Raw genomic sequence first — 15,732 nt, 5'->3', positions numbered from 1 at the left:
CTAAATATATTTCATGTAGGTCTTGAACATATCCAGCATCACCCTCGCATTCCCGCTGAAGAGGAGCGCAAATTCGGCGGCGAAAAAGAAGCCGCATTCTTCGCAAAGCCCTTCGATGTCGATGCAGCGGCCGCACACCCATTGCTGTCCATTTTCCATGACCACGCATTGGTTACAGGGGGTCGGGAAGGTGTTGTTCACGATATAAGGCAGGGCGCTTTTCAAGTTCAAGATCGGATACCCCTCATCGATCAGACGCGCAATCCGATCGGCGCAGTCCTGCTTCTCCTCCCTGCTCAGCTTCAACCGTTCTGTTCCGGGATAGGGCGTGTGGAAGTTGAAGGAAACGGCTTTGACATTTCCCGGCTGTTTAGCGACCTCACAGACCTCTTCCATCTCGCCTTTGTTGATCTGGTTGATTGCCATGTATAGGCAGACATTCTTTGCAGAGGCGCTCTGGATGTTTCCGATGATGGTATCGTAGGTATCGCCACGGATTTCGTTATGCTTTTCCCTTCCGCCGTCCAAGCTGACCATCACCAAGTCCGCTTCCGGCAAATCGACCCGGATGGTTCCGTTGGTGACGACGTTCACCAGCAAAAAGCCTAGTTGTTTTGCCTCTATCACCAAGTCCCGTAACGTGAGCCCATGATCTCGCCACAGGAACGGCTCCCCGCCATAAAAAAAGAGGATCCTTACCCCCTCCGCGTACATTTTCTGCATCTCTGCTTTTATCTGCGGATGCGGATAGAGGATGGAGGTGATATTGCTGACCGCACAATGCTTGCAAGCCAAATTGCACTTATCGGTGAGGATGATGGAGCCGACAAGCGGATCTTTTCTGTTGAATAGGATGGTCGTTATCCCAAAATAAGATAATGGTACCAATGAACGCAATTTCATAACGCACCTCTGATGTTGGCTCCTGTTGCCGGTTGACTACTCGAGATCGGCTTTCTTTTGCTTGAATTCCTCGGCATCGATTTCGCCCCTAGCATATCTTTCCCGGAGGATCGACATGGCGGTGTCCTCTTTTGCCCGCTGATGTTCCGTCCTTGCATAATACTTCTTGAAGATCCTCAGCACAATGATGATGACGATTGCCCAGAAAAGAAGGTACATAAACATGGATGCCAATCCCAGCCACCATGTATTCTCTTCCCGCAGCAATTGACTGACGGAATCATAAAATGGATGCATCCCGATCCCCCTCCTCTATGCAAGCGCCAGCGCACATTTGGAAACGCTAGCATTTGTTAACTCCATTATAGCACGCATCTTTTTCCGTACCCAACTGTTCCAGACCTATTTCTTGTTATGCTCTTTTTTTGCGCCGTTGCCCTGGTTCACTCGTTTTCGATCATGAATGTCGCGACATAGCGCCCCTTTGCCTTGGGATGATGACGGATTTTGGTCCATTTCCCCTTTAGCCCAGCTTGGCTGGCGCGGAGGAAAAAGTGGCTCATGGCAATTCCGACGTCTATGTAGTGCACGTTCATTCCGCCTTCCTTGCAAAAGAAATGGACCTGATTGCCCTCCCAGATCACCCTAGTCGGTTGGCTGTTCATCGAAGATGGGGACCAACGGACGCCCTCCAGGATTTTTATTTTCCCGCTGTCCTCTATTTTCCGGCCATCTTCCCCAAAAAACAATTCATTGAAGTCTTTCCGTTTCTTTTTCTTTGAAGACAGCAACAGATTCGCAACATTGAAGCCTTCCCCCGCTTCGCCTACTGTAACGATGGCGGGTATGTGCAAATCGCCGCTCCTGTCTTCCTTCATGGCTTTATGACGCCTTTCCTCGAAAAGGTTCCCCCCACCCAGCACGTCCCCAAACCCCTGTCCACCAACTGCAACACGATGCCTTCCAGCACATACCCGTAATCGACAAGCGCATCCGGTTCTTCGCCAGCCCAGCCGACGATAGCGCCAAATTCCCCGGTGATGAAGCCTAGGGTGTTGATGGCATCCCCGTTCCCACCCTGCCCGACCCATTCAAAGCTGCGGCGGGTTCCCATTGGACCTGGATACTCTTGGTCGAGCAGCGCTCGGATCCCTTCCAGCTGTTCGGCTGAAAGGGGCTGTTTGGCGTAAGTTCGTACTGATTTCCTCTTGTCGATGGCATCCATGTTTTTTCCTCCAGACTAAGTCTTGATATTTGATGGCTGTTCATTCTGACCCCATACAGAACGGTACTGCGCTGAAAAGAGGCTGCAATGTGTGAAAGTGGCGCCGGATGACGGCAAGCGGTAAAATGAGGCTAAAGAAACAAATCCCCCCAGCAGAGGTCTCTTTGATCCGCTTGATTTCCGCTATCCCGCAAAGGAGTCCTGACCATGGCTTACTTTTGGCTCTTCAAATCGGATTTACCGTCCGGAATGGGCGTAAAAACCTTTAGCCTGACTCACTTGAGTTTACTTGCCGTCTCAACCGCAACCATCTTGCTCGTCATCTACATCTACCGCAGACAAACGGATGCCGGAAAGCGAAAGATAAAATGGACGGCAACGGTTTTGATGCTTGCGGTCTACTTCTCCCGGTGGCTTTGGGTCACCGGCATGGGATACCCGGCCTATATTTTGAGGTTGCTGCCGTTGCATCTTTGCGGCTTTTCGGTCATCTTGGAAACTGCAGCCGTTGCATCAAATAAGCTCGTGCTGAAGGAATTTTCTTACAGCCTGAGTTTGCCCGGGGCAATCGCCGCAATGACCTATCCCAACTTGGGACCCTATCCGCTGCTCAGTTTCCGATTCTTCGAATTCGCAATGACGCACACGTTGTTGATTCTGATTCCGTTGCTTTTTGTATTCGGTGACGGGTTTCGTCCGAATGTCCGGCGACTGCCGCAATGCATCGCCCTCTTCCTAGTTTTCGCGGGATTTGTGTACTTCATTAATCCACTATTGGGAAGCAATTATCTGTTTCTGAATTATGCCGAAAAAGGAACAATATTGATTCTTTTCGAGAAGTGGTTCGGCTCCCCTGGCTATTTGATTCCAGTCATCCTCGTTTTCTTTTTCACTTGGTTCGTCCTTTACGCTCCTTGGGAACTGGCTCTCAGAAGACGTGGGAACAAAAAATAGGAAAAAAGGAAAATTCACTATGGATTTTCCTTTTTTGTGCATATTTGTTATTTCCCGTTGCCTTTTCTCTTACGGTTAGGCTTCACAACTTTTTTTGATCGTTTCCATCAGTTTTTCGGAGCTTTTTTCGCGCAATGCTTGATAGGATTCCTTGTCGAAACGGCCGCCGAACCTTTCAATCGGAACATTTTGAACTTCCTCGAAGGTAAATTCGGTCCCGTTCTCCTTTGCGACTCCAATATAACTTTGTCTGACATATGAATCTTCCGCTGGATCCATCGTATCCACACTGACTGCCGACTTCAATATGAATCCTTCGGGGGCCAGGTCCGACTGGGTGATGAGAATTTCCACCGGCCCGTGTTCCTCAGCCATGGCATAATCCGCCTTGAATACCGAACCCAGCCCGCCTTTTCCGCTGATCGGTTTGATGCCGGAGAGATTGTCATGGAACTGTGCCCAGTTTTCGGGGGTCCCTAAATAGCGACTTACTTTTTCAACCGGTGCATTGATGAAGATGCTTTTTTTGACGTGGCTCTTGATATAACCCATTTTTTTCTACCCCTTTTCAAAATCGGATGGTCCCATCCTTTTGCGGTTCCCTAACATCGCCGACAAAACAGCAACCGCTTCCATTTCTATTTTACAGTTTCTGCCCGTCTTTGTAAAATATACAAACAATAAGACTCACGCCTTCCGACCGTTTCGGGTTGGGGAGGCGTGAGTCTTCATAAAATGTATAATCTTATTTTTCCTGACGGAATACTTCTTCTGCCACCAGAACGCCCGCTCGGGCATCCTTGCTGTAATAGTCCGCGCCTATGGTCTTGGAATATTTTTCGGTGAGCACCGCTCCACCGACCATTACCTTCACCGGCAGATTCTCTCTCCTCAGCGCCGCGATGGTTTCCTCCATGGAAACGACAGTGGTCGTCATCAGGGCGGATAGGCCGACTAGTTTCACTTTTCTTTCCTTGACCGTTTCGACGATTTTTTCTATCGGAACATCCTTGCCCAAATCGATCACGTCATACCCGTAGCTCTCAAGGAGGACCTTGGCCAGATTCTTCCCTATGTCGTGGATGTCTCCCTTGACGGTCGCCATGACGATGGTTCCTTTCGGTTCCAGCTTCTTATGCCCTTCGGTGAGTTTCCCTCTCAGGATCTCAAAAGCCACACCCGCAGTCTCCGCACTCCGGATGAGCTGCGGCAGGAATATGTCCTTCTTCTCGTAGAGTTTTCCCACTTCATCCAGAGCGGGGACGATGTGGTTATCGATGACCGACAGCGGCTCCTCATTGATGAGAAGTTCCTTTGTCGCCTCCGCGATGCCATTCTTATCCCCTTCAAGCAAGATGTCCTTGAATGTGCGCGGACCGACTGCCTTCTTCGGTCCATCCGCCTTTGGTGCCGCATCGCTGTTGTATGCTATGTATTCCATTGCTCCTTCGTCATGTCCCGCCAAAACATTGAAGGCCTTCAGTGTGTCCACTATGCCGGCCGCTCCGGGATTGATGATGACGGTATCCAGGCCCGATGTAAGGGCCATGGCGAAATAGGTGCGGTTGATCAGCGCCCTGAACGGCAGCCCGAAGGACACGTTGCTCAGCCCTAAGGTGGTCAAGGACCTAGAATGTTCTTTGACCCATCTCATGGCTTTCAGCGTCTCCATGACGGCTTTCTGCTGGGCTGATGCGGTGAGGACCAAACAGTCTATCAGAAGTCTGCCTTCATCTATGCCGTAATCCTTCGCTCGTCCGATCAGCTTTCCGGCAACTTTTGCCCTGCCGGCCGCATCGTCAGGTATTCCTTGTTCATCCAAGCATAACGCCACCACAAAGGCGCCGTATTTCTTGACGATAGGATAGATGGCAGTCATGGATTCTTCTTCACCGTTGACCGAGTTCACGATGGCAACACCGCTATAGCGGCGAAGGGCCATCTCCAAAACATCCGGATTTGTCGAGTCGAACTGCAGTGGCGCTTCCACAAGGCCGCTCATGCCGTCGATAATTTCCTTCATATAGCCGGGTTCATCCACTCCTGGAAGGGATGTGTTCACATCTAGGACTTCCGCTCCATTCTGTACCTGTTCGAAGGCAACCCGTACGGCAGCCATTGGATTCCCTGCCATGAACTGTTCCTTCAGCTTCTTGTTCCCGGAAGGATTGATCCGTTCCCCGATCAGGGTTACCTTTCCATCAAGGCGGACCTTCTTTTGTGCGGAGCAGACATAGCTGCCCAATTCCTGTTGTTCCCGCTTCCGGAAGTATGTTGCAGCACCCTTCAGATCCTTGATGTATGCCGGCGTGGTGCCGCAGCATCCGCCGATGACGGAAACGCCCATCGCCGCAAAATCCTTCGCGCTTTCAAGAAAATCCTCCGAGGTGACGGAATAGCGCGCAATGCCGCCTTCCGTCACGGGAATGCCGGCATTTGCCTGCACCATCACGGGTGTGTTGGTTGCTTTCAAGATCCGCTCAATAATCGGCACTAGTTCCTTTGGCCCCAGCGAGCAGTTGACTCCGAGCACGTCGACTCCCAGGGCATCCAGGGAAATGGCCATGATTTCGGGTTCTGTCCCGGTCAATGTATTGCCGTCCTCGGAAAAGGTCATTGTCGCAAACACCGGCAGCCCGGAATGTTCCTTTGCCGCAAGGACCGCAGCCCGCATCTCCGACAGATCCGACATCGTCTCGATGAGGATGACGTCCGCGCCCGCAGCGGCACCTGCCTCCACCTGCTCGCGGAATAGGTCGTAGGCTTCCTCGAATGTGAGGAGGCCGATCGGTTTCATCATCTTGCCGATCGGTCCTATGTCCAAAGCCACTAACGTTTCCGTCCCTGCAGCGGCTTTTTTGGCAAGCGTTACAGCCGCCTCCACCACTTCCTTCACGGAGTAGCCTGTCTCGTACAGCTTATACGCATTGGCCCCGAAGGTGTTGCTGGTCAAAAGCTGGGCTCCCGCTTCGACATATTCCTTGTGTATCCGCGCGATGAGCTCCGGGTCCTCCAGGTTCAACGCTTCCGGATTCTGGCCTGGCTTCATGCCGTAGTTCTGGAGCATCGTCCCCATCGCTCCATCGAAGAGGATTAGGCCCTCTCCAATATTTTTCAATAGATCCATGTTTATCCCTAACCTTCCTTAGTTCCTCGCAGGGCAACCGTCGCTCAATTCGCACTCGTCACAGCTTTGGTTTCCGCATCTATGATTCTTGCCCTTGTATTCCTTGTTCTCCAGCACTCCCAGTATGGCAACAATGGATTTTCTCGGCGTCATGAGCATAGAATCCGTAAGATGAATCCCTATCCTCTTTTCGGCCTTCAGCAGCTCCAGTATCTCTTTATTCGTAGCCAGGGGAAGGTCCCCATATCCGGGTGCATATCGGAAGGTAAGCGTGCTGCCTTCGGGCAGTTTCGCCTCGATTTCCTTTTGGCAGAGGTCCGCATAGGCTTCGACGAGCACCGAAGCACAGGCATCTGCTATCATCCCCTGGGTGGTGGACATCATCTTTTCAAGCTCGATCAGCCTGTCTCCCTTGGCTCCCAAGGTACAGGCCATGATATAGACTTCTTTGCAGTTCTTGAGCGTCCTTTTTATGCTCTTCCCGTGGAGTTCCACTGCGGTGTCCGCCAGTATCACCGGGCCCGTTTCATCCTGTTCAAGGATATAGTTACCGTACGTCCAACCGGCCCTCACTGATTTTTCCAATGCATTCGCGATGGAAACCATGTCAGCCATGGTTTTTTCTTCGGGTACGTGGCTGCCGTAGCCCAAGTACTTTGCAACTTGCTTGAGGTCCGTCATCATCTTATTTCACCGCTTTGCATGCAGCCTGCCGCACGGAACAGATGCTCTCCATGATCCGTCTTGTCGGATCCGGTTTGTTCATCGTATAGATGTGGACGCCATCCACGCCATAAGACAGCAGATCGATGATCTGGTCGACAGCGTAGGCGATCCCGGCCTCCTGCAGTGATTGGGGATCGTGTTCGTATCTGTCCAGGATCCGCAAGAATTTAGGCGGCAGATTACAGCCGGATATCTTCTGGATGTGTTTCACCTGTTTGATGTTCAGAACCGGCAGTATGCCTGCTATGACAGGTTTATCCACCCCTACGAGTTCCATTTTTTCCCTGAACTGGTAGAAGAGCTCATTGTCGTAGAAGAGCTGGGTGATCAGGAAATCGGCGCCGTGATCGACCTTGCGCTTCAGGTTTTTCAGGTCATCCACCATGTTCTTCGATTCCACGTGTCCCTCAGGATAGCAGGCTGCCCCAATGGAGAAATCGCCGAAAGCTTTGATTTCGTCAATCAATTCGGAGGCATAGCGATACTGGGGATTCCAGTTTTTATCGTTCTGAAGGGCTTCCGGTATGTCTCCCCTTAAGGCGAGGATGTTCTCCAGGCCGCTTTCCTTTATGGACGCAAGCGTCTCCTGGATCCCTTCCTTTGATGAAGTGCAGCAGGTTAGATGGGCGATGGCTTCTATGCCGAAATCCTTCTTGATCCTTGAGGCTATGTCAACCGTATTCCCCTTGGTCGACCCGCCTGCACCATAGGTTACGGAAATGAAATCGGGATTCAGATCCTTCAGACTATCCATGGTCTCGAATACGGTCTCCAATGGATATGTACTCTTTGGCGGAAATATTTCGAAGGACACCGTTGGGTTCCCCTTTGCAAGCATATCCCTAATTTTCATATATAATGCACCCCTTGATTTCTTTTTCCTGTGTCATCCTTTGTCGGCACTTTCCAGTAGCTCTTTTATGTGAATGATTTCATTTGTATCAGTATGCCACGGAAAAAATATATAGGGTAACACTAAAATATTATATTCAGTTATAGGTATTGGCTATATCGCAACTATGGTCGCATATTCTATTGCAGCTTATAGGAACGGATGACCGCCTGCAGCTCTTCGATGTAGGCTTCCCCTTGGACGCTGAGTCGGGCTTTCTTATTGGCGATCCAGCCGATCACCATGCGCTCATCCACAGCCAATGGAACGGAAACGATGTCCGTGCCGTTCAGATCCGCATTGAGGACACCGGTGGAGATGGTATAGCCGTTCAGACCGATCACGAGGTTGAACAAAGTCGCACGGTCACTGACTAGGATGCTCTTTCTGTGGAATACGGTGCTGAGGATCTCTTCCGAGAAATAAAACGAATTATATTCGCCCTGCTCAAAGGAAAGATAAGGGTAGTCCTCCAGCTCCTTCAATGTCACCGTTTCATTGCCTGCCAAAGGATGTTTGACGCTCACAAAAACGTGCGGCGAGGCTTCAAAGAGCGGATGGAATTCAATATGGTTTTCCAGAAGGATTTTTTGGAGCGCTTTGCGGTTAAAGGAATCGAGATAGAGGATGCCGATTTCACTCTGCAGATTCTTGACGTCCTGGATGATTTCATGCGTGCGGGTTTCCCGCAAGGTGAATTTGTATTCATCGGCAGCGCTGCGTTTGATCATATTGACGAAAGCGGTGACTGCGAAGGCGTAATGCTGAGTGGAGATGGAGCACAGCTGCTTCGCCGGTTTTTTATCTAGGTAACGTTGTTCCAATAGCTCCGCCTGTTCGATGACCTGTTGGGCGTATTTCAGGAATTCCGTTCCTTCAGCGGTCAGCGTGATCCCTTTGGCCGTCCGAGTGAAGAGTTCCAGGCCGATTTCCGCCTCCAATTCCTTAATTGCGTTGGAAAGGCTCGGCTGCGAAATGAACAGCTTTTTGGCTGCCTCATTGATCGATTTGTACTGAGCGACTGCCATCATATAGCGTAGTTGTTTTAAAGTCATCTTTTTGCTGCCACCCACGTCACAAATATCTGTGTCCATTTTGTCCCACTTTTGTCGGGAGACAATTCGGTGCGGCATTTCCTCCTTTTTATTTTATGTAACGCCGTCCTTCTCCAGCCAGCTATTTCAGGGTGGGGAAGGAATTTTCTGTTTCTACTATAATATTATCCTTTTTTGTATCGCTTTATTCTGGCGCTGAAAAAATTTCTTTTCTGTAATCCATTCTATCGAACATTTACATTCATTCAAGCCTTTCTTTGCGGGAGCGGCTAATTTAGTTCAGACTCATCACCTTTTTCATTCAACGAAGGTTTTCTATTTTGACCGATGACATCGGCAAGCCGATGAAATGGCTGTAGCGCTCGGCTTCTTCCTCCATCCGTTTTGCTGCGCCTTTGAAAGGTTCGGCCAGCCGAATCGTCAAAGCGACAACCCCTCTATGGACTGCCGGTTTCCAGTTACCGATGACTTGTCCGTCGTGGAGCACCGGTCGGAACAGTCCGTTTGCTTCGGAAGCTATTTTGGCGTACCGTTCCGGCGGCAGCACGTCACTCCGGACTTTGTAGCCGATCAGGTATTCATCCAGATTGGGCAAAAAACGCAAATCCGTCGCGGCATTCCGTTTCGCATCCGGAGAATGGACGCACCGCCAAAATTCCCGGCCATCCCGTTCTTCCGCAAAAAGTTCCGGCCTTGCCGAATGGATGCCCGTTCTGGCCTCCGTCAGCGTCAAACCTGCCCACCAGGAAAAATCTGGGATGGTCGCCGGACCGTGACTCGTCACATATCGGACAGCCAATCGATGGAGGGCTTCCTCGCGCGCGAGCGGGGGGCCATCCTCGGCCCAATCATCCACCAGCAGAAAGGTTTGTTGGCTGTCTCGCATCGGCCCAATGAAGATCAAGCCGCTCTGTGCCGCGTACCAGAGAATATGATAAAACCGTTGATTCGCCGTATCAATGCCGGCTGACTCCAACACGCGGCGCATTTCCGAGCGTTTCAACGGCCCACGCGATCTCAGTTCCCGCTGGAATAGTTCCAGGCTTTTTTCCAGTTGCCCCTCATCCAAACCGAGTTGAAGCATACGCCCCTTTTTTTGCTTCAGCATCCTTGTTGCGGATACATCCAGCATCCACCTGAGGTCTTCTCTGGCGACAAAATGGATGGTATGCCGCATCGGCCACGTGCGGACAATTTGTTTTTCGGCGATCGCCTTTTCGATTTCAGCTTTTGTCGTTCCGGGCATGCGCGCCCCGATTGCCCAGAGAGCCTGCGCATAATCCTGCGCCTGGATGGCCCCCATCCACCTGACGGTTTCCGCGACGCTGTCACAGTGATTCCCGCTGAGCAGCTGATTCGCTGAGCGCTCGTGGCCGATGTCCCTCTTTTCCATCCCCTATCAACCTTTCTCTGCCTTGGCTGCAACAGCGGACCTCTCCACCCCAAAAAGAAACCCCATCCGATTGAAATGATAGGGTTTCGGCATCGCATTATTTGGAAAAGCAAGGAGCAACCGTAAAAATCCATGGGAAAATTCTATCCTGCATAGGCTTTTTTCAGGGCAGCGATATCGAACTTCTTCATCTTCAGGAAAGTTTCCGTGACGCGTTTCAGCTTCCCGGCATCTTCCGTTTGAAGCATGTCCGCCATGATGTCCGGAACGATCTGCCAGGAGACCCCGTACTTATCTTTGAGCCACCCGCATTGCTCGGCTTCGGGGACAAAGGACAGGTTTTCCCAGAAATAATCAATTTCGTCCTGCGTTTCGCAATTCACGATGAAAGAAATGGCTTCATTGAATGTAAATTCATGCTTATAGGCGCTATCCATCGCCGCAAATGTTTGTCCCTCAAGCTGGAACGCAGCATGACGGACTGTCCCCGGAGCATCGAGCTCTTCTTTTACGCCATAGTAGTCCATGCCCTCGACTTCCGCATCGTTGAAGACCGATATATAGAAATAAATGGCCTCTTCCGCTTTCCCTGCGTTTTTGCCGGTGAACATCAGCGTCGGCGTGATTTTTTGCGTAATCTCCCTGTCGGCGACGTACATGATTTGCCAGGACAGGCCGTACTTGTCTGTTGTCCAGCCGTATTTGGCGCTGAAAGGGTAGGCATCAAGGGGCATCAAAACACTGCCGCCTTCCGAGAGTTTTCCCCATAAAAAGCTGACTTCCTCTTCGGAATTGCAATCCACCCGCAGCGAGATGGCCGGCGTGAATGTGAAGAAAGGCCCGGCTGAAATCGCCATGAAGTCCTGGCCCGCCAGTTTCATGGTCACCGTCTCGGCGGTCCCTGAAGGTGTGTCATAGATTTTCGTAGTCTTTACTATTTCCGATTCGGGGAAAAGCGAGGTATAGAAAGTCGCGGCCTCCACAGCCTCTTTGTCGTACCAAAGGTGCGGAACAATCTTTTGCATAATAATTCCTCCTCATTATCTATCTTGCCTTTAAAAATTACAGGATTCGTTTCAAAAGCCGGGAACTGACCCTAACACCGTTCAGCCTTATTCATCCGGACAAGAAGAAGCCTCCACAGATGCCAACCCTTGCGCTTCTTATTTCTTGCCTTAATCGTACAACCGGTTCCCAGGATTGTAAAGAATGACGCCTATCGAACTTTGCATTTATTTAGCCTGTTCCAAAAGGTGAAGCCTTTTCATTTATTTCTTGTTCTGGAGCATTGAAAATTTGGTGATTTAAGTACTCATTATTGTTGTATTCCGTCCCGATTATTGCTAAAATAAGCAATGCAGAGTCCTTTAAAATAATCCCGAGAGATTAAAAAGGGTAACAAATCGAATATTTGATACCTTAGGTCCTTTTGCGAATATTAAAATTCAAGGGCTTTTTTTTGTGCCCATAGGAGGAATTTGGAGATGTCTTCAAAAAAAATTATTCAGGTTGACGAAAAAGTACCTGCAAACCTATTGATTCCACTAAGTTTGCAACATACTTTCGCTATGTTCGGCGCTTCTGTTCTCGTACCCATCATTTTCGGAATTGATCCGAGCATTGTTCTATTGATGAACGGGGTCGCGACGCTATTATTCATTTTTATCACGAAAGGGAAATCCCCTGCCTATCTTGGTTCGAGTTTCGCTTTCATAGGCCCCACCAGTATCATCATCGCCCACCAAGGCTTTGCCTATGCGCAAGGCGGTTTCGTTGTCCTTGGCATCATCGGTTGTATTTTAGCCCTTGTCGTTAAACGCGTCGGCACGAAATGGATTGATGTTGTGCTTCCGCCGGCAGCGATGGGTGCCGTGGTTGCCTTGATCGGGTTGGAGCTGGCGAGCCTTACCGTCAAAGGTGGTTCCATCGGCGCTAACTTGATGACCGATACTGCCACAGCGCAGGATTTCGCTGTCTTTTTCATCACTTTGGGCACAGCGGTTTTAGGTTCGGTCTTATTTAAAGGCTTTTTATCGACAATCCCTATTTTGATTGCAATCGTCGTTGGTTACCTATCGGCAATCGCATTCGGCATGGTTGATTTCACTCCCGTGATGCAGACAGCCCTGTTTACGATGCCTCATTTCCAATTGGCAAAATTTGATATGAATGCTATTTTGACCATGTTACCGGTTCTTTTGGTTCTGACTTCTGAACATATCGGTCACCAAGTCGTCACTTCCAACGTCATCGGCCGTGACTTGCTGAAAGATCCCGGCTTGCACCGTTCGTTGTTTGCGGATTACTTCGCATCCGCTTTGTCCGGTTTGATCGGCGGGGTTCCGACAACGACTTATGGCGAAAACATCGGCGTTATGGCCATCACCCGCGTATACAGCGTTCGCGTTATCGCCGGTGCCGCCATCTTCTCCATGTTCATGTCCTTCTTCGGGCCCTTGGCTGCTTTGATCTCCACGATCCCCGGTGATGTCATCGGCGGGGTTACGTTCCTGCTCTACGGCATGATCGGTACCAGTGGTTTGCGTCTGTTGGTCGAATCAAACGTGGATTACAGCAAATCCAAGAATTTGATTTTGACTTCCATCGTTTTTGTTACGGGTCTAAGCGGCATTGCCGTAAACTTTGCCGGCATCGAATTAAAAGGGATGGTCCTTGCGAGTGTCGTCGGCATCGTGTTGAGCTTATTATTCTACCTGTTCGACAAAGCCGGTCTGATGAACGAATCAGACCAAAACGTAGCTGATCTATAATCCAACAACAAGAGTCTGGAGCCAGTCAGAGTATTTCTGACGAGGCTCCAGACTCTTTCTTTTTTAGTATAGCGCTCATCGGTACCCTGTTCCCGAAAAAAATATCGATTCGATGATAGAACTGCGCTCCAATAGGTATATAATAAATAGTATCTATTTATCGGTCAACTACCCATGACTGAAGTCACGGGCTTGCCTCCGTCGTTGTGCGACGGGAGCGCTTGTTTCGCAAGCGCCCTTTAGGCTTATTCCTGTCTGGCAGTGCGGACGCATCCGGAGACGCTCCTGCCTTAATGTGACGGAATATCCGGGGTTGCCCCCGCAGGACGGTTGACTTCGCCCTTACCGCACCGGACATGCCGGAGCGGTACCGAATCGATGGCCGTTCGGATTCAGCGCCTTGGTGGTGCGGTCTCCAGCGAGTGCCTTGAGTGAGCGTTGCCCACATAACGGTTTTCTCCTGGAATTCAGGTTTGGGCGCTTACGGTTTTTCGATGTGCGGTGGTTGGAAAATCGCCGCGTTTCACCTCTTTTCCTCAGCACCATTATACCGCTTTTCAAGCGGGGCACCCAAACAGGAGTTCCCCAAAAGTAAAAGAAAGGAGTTCGGAGAAAAAGGAGGACCTTCGGCCCGGTGGGCCGAGCGTTTTCTCCTCCCACGACTGAAGTCACGGGTCTCCGAAAACTAAAAACATGAAATCGGAGGAAGAACATGGAGAAGGAATTAATGGAAGAATTATTTATATGCGGTGGCTGCAACGCCAAAATCGGTCCCGGCGTTTTAGGCGAGCTGCTGAGCCAGCTGCCTAAACAGGAACATCCCGACTTTTTGGTCGGCTTCGACTCTTCCGACGATGCAGCGGTCTTTCGGATAAACGATGATATGGCCATGATCCAGACGCTGGATTTCTTTCCCACTATGGTGGCTGACGCCACCCTCTTCGGGGAGATAGCGGCGACCAATGCGCTGAGCGATGTGTTTGCCATGGGCGGGGAAGTCTTGACCGCCATGAACATCGTTTGCTGGCCGGAAACGAAATCAACTGCCATCTTGGCCAAGATATTGGCAGGCGGGGCAAGGAAAGTGCAGGAAGCAGGCGGTGTCCTGGTGGGCGGCCATTCCATCCACGACCCCCAACCCAAATACGGGCTTTCGGTCCTGGGGAAAGTGCATCCCGACCGTATTTACCGCAATGACACCTGCGAAGAGGGCGATGTCCTGCTGCTGACGAAACCTTTGGGCACGGGCATCATCACCACCGCCTACAGCGCGGGCGAAATGGAACAGGATTCGTTTGATTTTGCGGCGAAATCCATGACCACCCTTAACCGCTACGCAGCGGAAATTCTGCGCGGCTATGAGGTCCACAGCTGCACCGATGTCACCGGTTTCGGTTTGTTGGGTCATCTTTCCGAGATGCTGTCCGATAAGTTTTCAGCGACGCTCTATGCCGACAGCATCCCTTGCCTTCCCGGAGCCTACGAGGGGGCCAAGGAGTTCCTCACGACAGCAGGCGGCCAGCGGAACCGGAACCATCTGGCGCAGGATGTGGCCTTCCGCATGGATGACTACGCCCTTGAAGAAATCCTTTTCGATCCGCAGACTTCCGGCGGACTGTTGGTGAGTGTCTCTGCCGATGCTGCAACGTCGCTTCTGGCAAAAGTCGCAGCTTTGGGTCTGCCTTGCGGGATCATCGGCGAAGTGACGGCAAAAGACGATATAAAAATCGCGGTTGAACTTTGATTTACATTAAGGAGGAGGAATTAAGATGAAAAAAATAGATGCAGTGGGACAAGCCTGCCCGATGCCCGTCATTTTGACCAAACGGGCGCTGAAAGAACATGCCGGCGAGGATATCCTTGTCAGCGTGGACAATGAAATCGCGACGCAAAATTTGGCCAAGATGGCGGAACAGTTGAAAATCGGCAGCCATATCGATAAAATCAACGACCAATTATATGAAGTGACCCTCACAGCCTCGGCCGGCGAGGGTATTGCTGCAACCGGATCGGGAGTCGAAAGCAAAGCGACTCCTTCCGAAGCAAAAGGAGCAGCCGCACAAGTTGCGGAACACGCAGAGAACGGCTATGTCGTCATTTTGAACAGCGCTAGCATCGGCAGCGGTGCCGATGAACTGGGGCAAACTTTGATGAAAAGCTTCATTTTCGCCTTGTCGGAACAGGAAGTTTTGCCCGAAAAAATCCTTTGCTACAATGCGGGCGCCCAGTTGACCGCTGAAGGTTCACCCGTTCTGGACGACCTGAAAGCGATGGCCGCTGAAGGTGTGGAGATCCTGACCTGCGGCATCTGCGTGGAATTTTATGGGCTCAAGGAGAAGTTTGCCGTCGGGGAGATCACCAATATGTACCGTATCGTTGAAATCGAGCGCACCTATAAAACGGTATCCCCATGATCGACCGCAGACACTACGGCATCATCGCCTTCCCCACTTCGCAGGCAGCTGCGGCGGCGGAAGCAAGCGTGCTTGCCGCCGGCTATGCGTGCCGCCTGATCCCCATGCCGGAACAGCTTTCGGCTGGATGCGGATTGGTGCTCCAGACCATTTTGGCAGAGCTATCCGAAATCCGAATGCTCCTTTCCGGGCAGAATGTATCCCTGGACGGCTGCTACGAAGTCCGCTTCGAAAACCGCAAAAAATTTGTGACAGAGTGGGAGGGATGAGAT

The 15,732-nt window shown here is 50.9% G+C and carries 16 protein-coding genes; 5 read left to right on the top strand and 11 right to left on the bottom strand.

Going from position 1 to position 15,732, the window contains the following annotated elements; all coding sequences use genetic code 11:
• The 4 genes from BM101_RS09090 to BM101_RS09075 form a co-directional block, all read right to left on the bottom strand.
• Positions 1-903 carry a radical SAM protein gene (locus BM101_RS09090; protein WP_087032530.1) on the bottom strand — a complete coding sequence of 301 codons (903 nt, stop codon included), beginning with the start codon at positions 901-903 and terminating at the stop codon, positions 1-3.
• A gap of 36 nt (positions 904-939) precedes the next feature.
• Positions 940-1,200 carry an SHOCT domain-containing protein gene (locus BM101_RS09085; RefSeq protein WP_218149915.1) on the bottom strand — a complete coding sequence of 87 codons (261 nt, stop codon included), beginning with the start codon at positions 1,198-1,200 and terminating at the stop codon, positions 940-942.
• A gap of 146 nt (positions 1,201-1,346) precedes the next feature.
• Positions 1,347-1,781, bottom strand: a complete 435-nt coding sequence (locus BM101_RS09080; protein WP_087032528.1) for a nitroreductase family protein — start codon at positions 1,779-1,781, stop codon at positions 1,347-1,349.
• The gene (locus BM101_RS09075; protein ID WP_087032526.1) at positions 1,778-2,128 is read right to left on the bottom strand and encodes a nitroreductase family protein; all 351 of its coding nucleotides are present in this window, start codon (positions 2,126-2,128) and stop codon (positions 1,778-1,780) included. Before BM101_RS09075 ends, BM101_RS09080 begins: the two co-directional genes overlap by 4 nt.
• Positions 2,129-2,335: 207 nt before the next feature.
• Here BM101_RS09075 and BM101_RS09070 point away from each other — a divergent pair, with 207 nt between their 5' ends.
• A complete protein-coding gene (locus BM101_RS09070) occupies positions 2,336-3,082 on the top strand; it encodes a YwaF family protein (RefSeq protein ID WP_087032525.1) in 747 nt (248 codons plus the stop codon).
• 75 nt (positions 3,083-3,157) lie between these two features.
• Here the strand turns inward: BM101_RS09070 and BM101_RS09065 are convergent, their stop codons facing one another.
• The 7 genes from BM101_RS09065 to BM101_RS09035 form a co-directional block, all read right to left on the bottom strand.
• Positions 3,158-3,634: an SRPBCC family protein gene (locus tag BM101_RS09065; protein ID WP_087032523.1), complete on the bottom strand. Its 477-nt coding sequence runs from the start codon at positions 3,632-3,634 to the stop codon at positions 3,158-3,160.
• Between the two features lie 193 nt (positions 3,635-3,827).
• Positions 3,828-6,209 carry a homocysteine S-methyltransferase family protein gene (locus BM101_RS09060; protein ID WP_087032521.1) on the bottom strand — a complete coding sequence of 794 codons (2,382 nt, stop codon included), beginning with the start codon at positions 6,207-6,209 and terminating at the stop codon, positions 3,828-3,830.
• A gap of 18 nt (positions 6,210-6,227) precedes the next feature.
• Positions 6,228-6,893, bottom strand: a complete 666-nt coding sequence (locus tag BM101_RS09055) for a vitamin B12 dependent-methionine synthase activation domain-containing protein (RefSeq protein ID WP_087032519.1) — start codon at positions 6,891-6,893, stop codon at positions 6,228-6,230.
• Position 6,894: 1 nt separating this feature from the next.
• The gene (metF, locus tag BM101_RS09050; RefSeq protein WP_087032517.1) at positions 6,895-7,788 is read right to left on the bottom strand and encodes a methylenetetrahydrofolate reductase [NAD(P)H]; all 894 of its coding nucleotides are present in this window, start codon (positions 7,786-7,788) and stop codon (positions 6,895-6,897) included.
• A 179-nt stretch (positions 7,789-7,967) separates the two neighbouring features.
• Positions 7,968-8,921, bottom strand: coding sequence for a LysR family transcriptional regulator (locus tag BM101_RS09045; protein ID WP_256212206.1), 954 nt, complete (start codon positions 8,919-8,921; stop codon positions 7,968-7,970).
• A 262-nt stretch (positions 8,922-9,183) separates the two neighbouring features.
• Positions 9,184-10,275 carry a winged helix DNA-binding domain-containing protein gene (locus tag BM101_RS09040; RefSeq protein ID WP_087032515.1) on the bottom strand — a complete coding sequence of 364 codons (1,092 nt, stop codon included), beginning with the start codon at positions 10,273-10,275 and terminating at the stop codon, positions 9,184-9,186.
• 143 nt (positions 10,276-10,418) lie between these two features.
• Positions 10,419-11,300 carry a VOC family protein gene (locus tag BM101_RS09035; protein ID WP_087032513.1) on the bottom strand — a complete coding sequence of 294 codons (882 nt, stop codon included), beginning with the start codon at positions 11,298-11,300 and terminating at the stop codon, positions 10,419-10,421.
• Positions 11,301-11,759: 459 nt separating this feature from the next.
• Between BM101_RS09035 and uraA the strand changes: the two genes are divergently transcribed.
• From uraA to BM101_RS09015, 4 genes are all read left to right on the top strand, one after another.
• The gene (gene uraA / locus BM101_RS09030) at positions 11,760-13,046 is read left to right on the top strand and encodes a uracil permease (protein WP_087032511.1); all 1,287 of its coding nucleotides are present in this window, start codon (positions 11,760-11,762) and stop codon (positions 13,044-13,046) included.
• A gap of 712 nt (positions 13,047-13,758) precedes the next feature.
• A complete protein-coding gene (gene selD, locus BM101_RS09025) occupies positions 13,759-14,790 on the top strand; it encodes a selenide, water dikinase SelD (protein ID WP_087032509.1) in 1,032 nt (343 codons plus the stop codon).
• 25 nt (positions 14,791-14,815) lie between these two features.
• Entirely contained in the window at positions 14,816-15,460 is a 645-nt protein-coding gene (gene yedF, locus BM101_RS09020; protein ID WP_087032506.1) for a sulfurtransferase-like selenium metabolism protein YedF, read from the top strand.
• Positions 15,457-15,729 (top strand): putative Se/S carrier-like protein, encoded by a 273-nt coding sequence (locus BM101_RS09015; protein ID WP_087032503.1) that lies wholly within the window; start codon positions 15,457-15,459, stop codon positions 15,727-15,729. Before yedF ends, BM101_RS09015 begins: the two co-directional genes overlap by 4 nt.
• Positions 15,730-15,732 lie beyond the last annotated feature (3 nt).

This window comes from Trichococcus palustris (assembly GCF_900114465.1).
In the GTDB taxonomy this organism is placed as follows: domain Bacteria; phylum Bacillota; class Bacilli; order Lactobacillales; family Aerococcaceae; genus Trichococcus; species Trichococcus palustris.
Note: the sequence above shows the minus strand (reverse complement) of the source record. Positions and strands in the feature narration are given on the sequence as shown.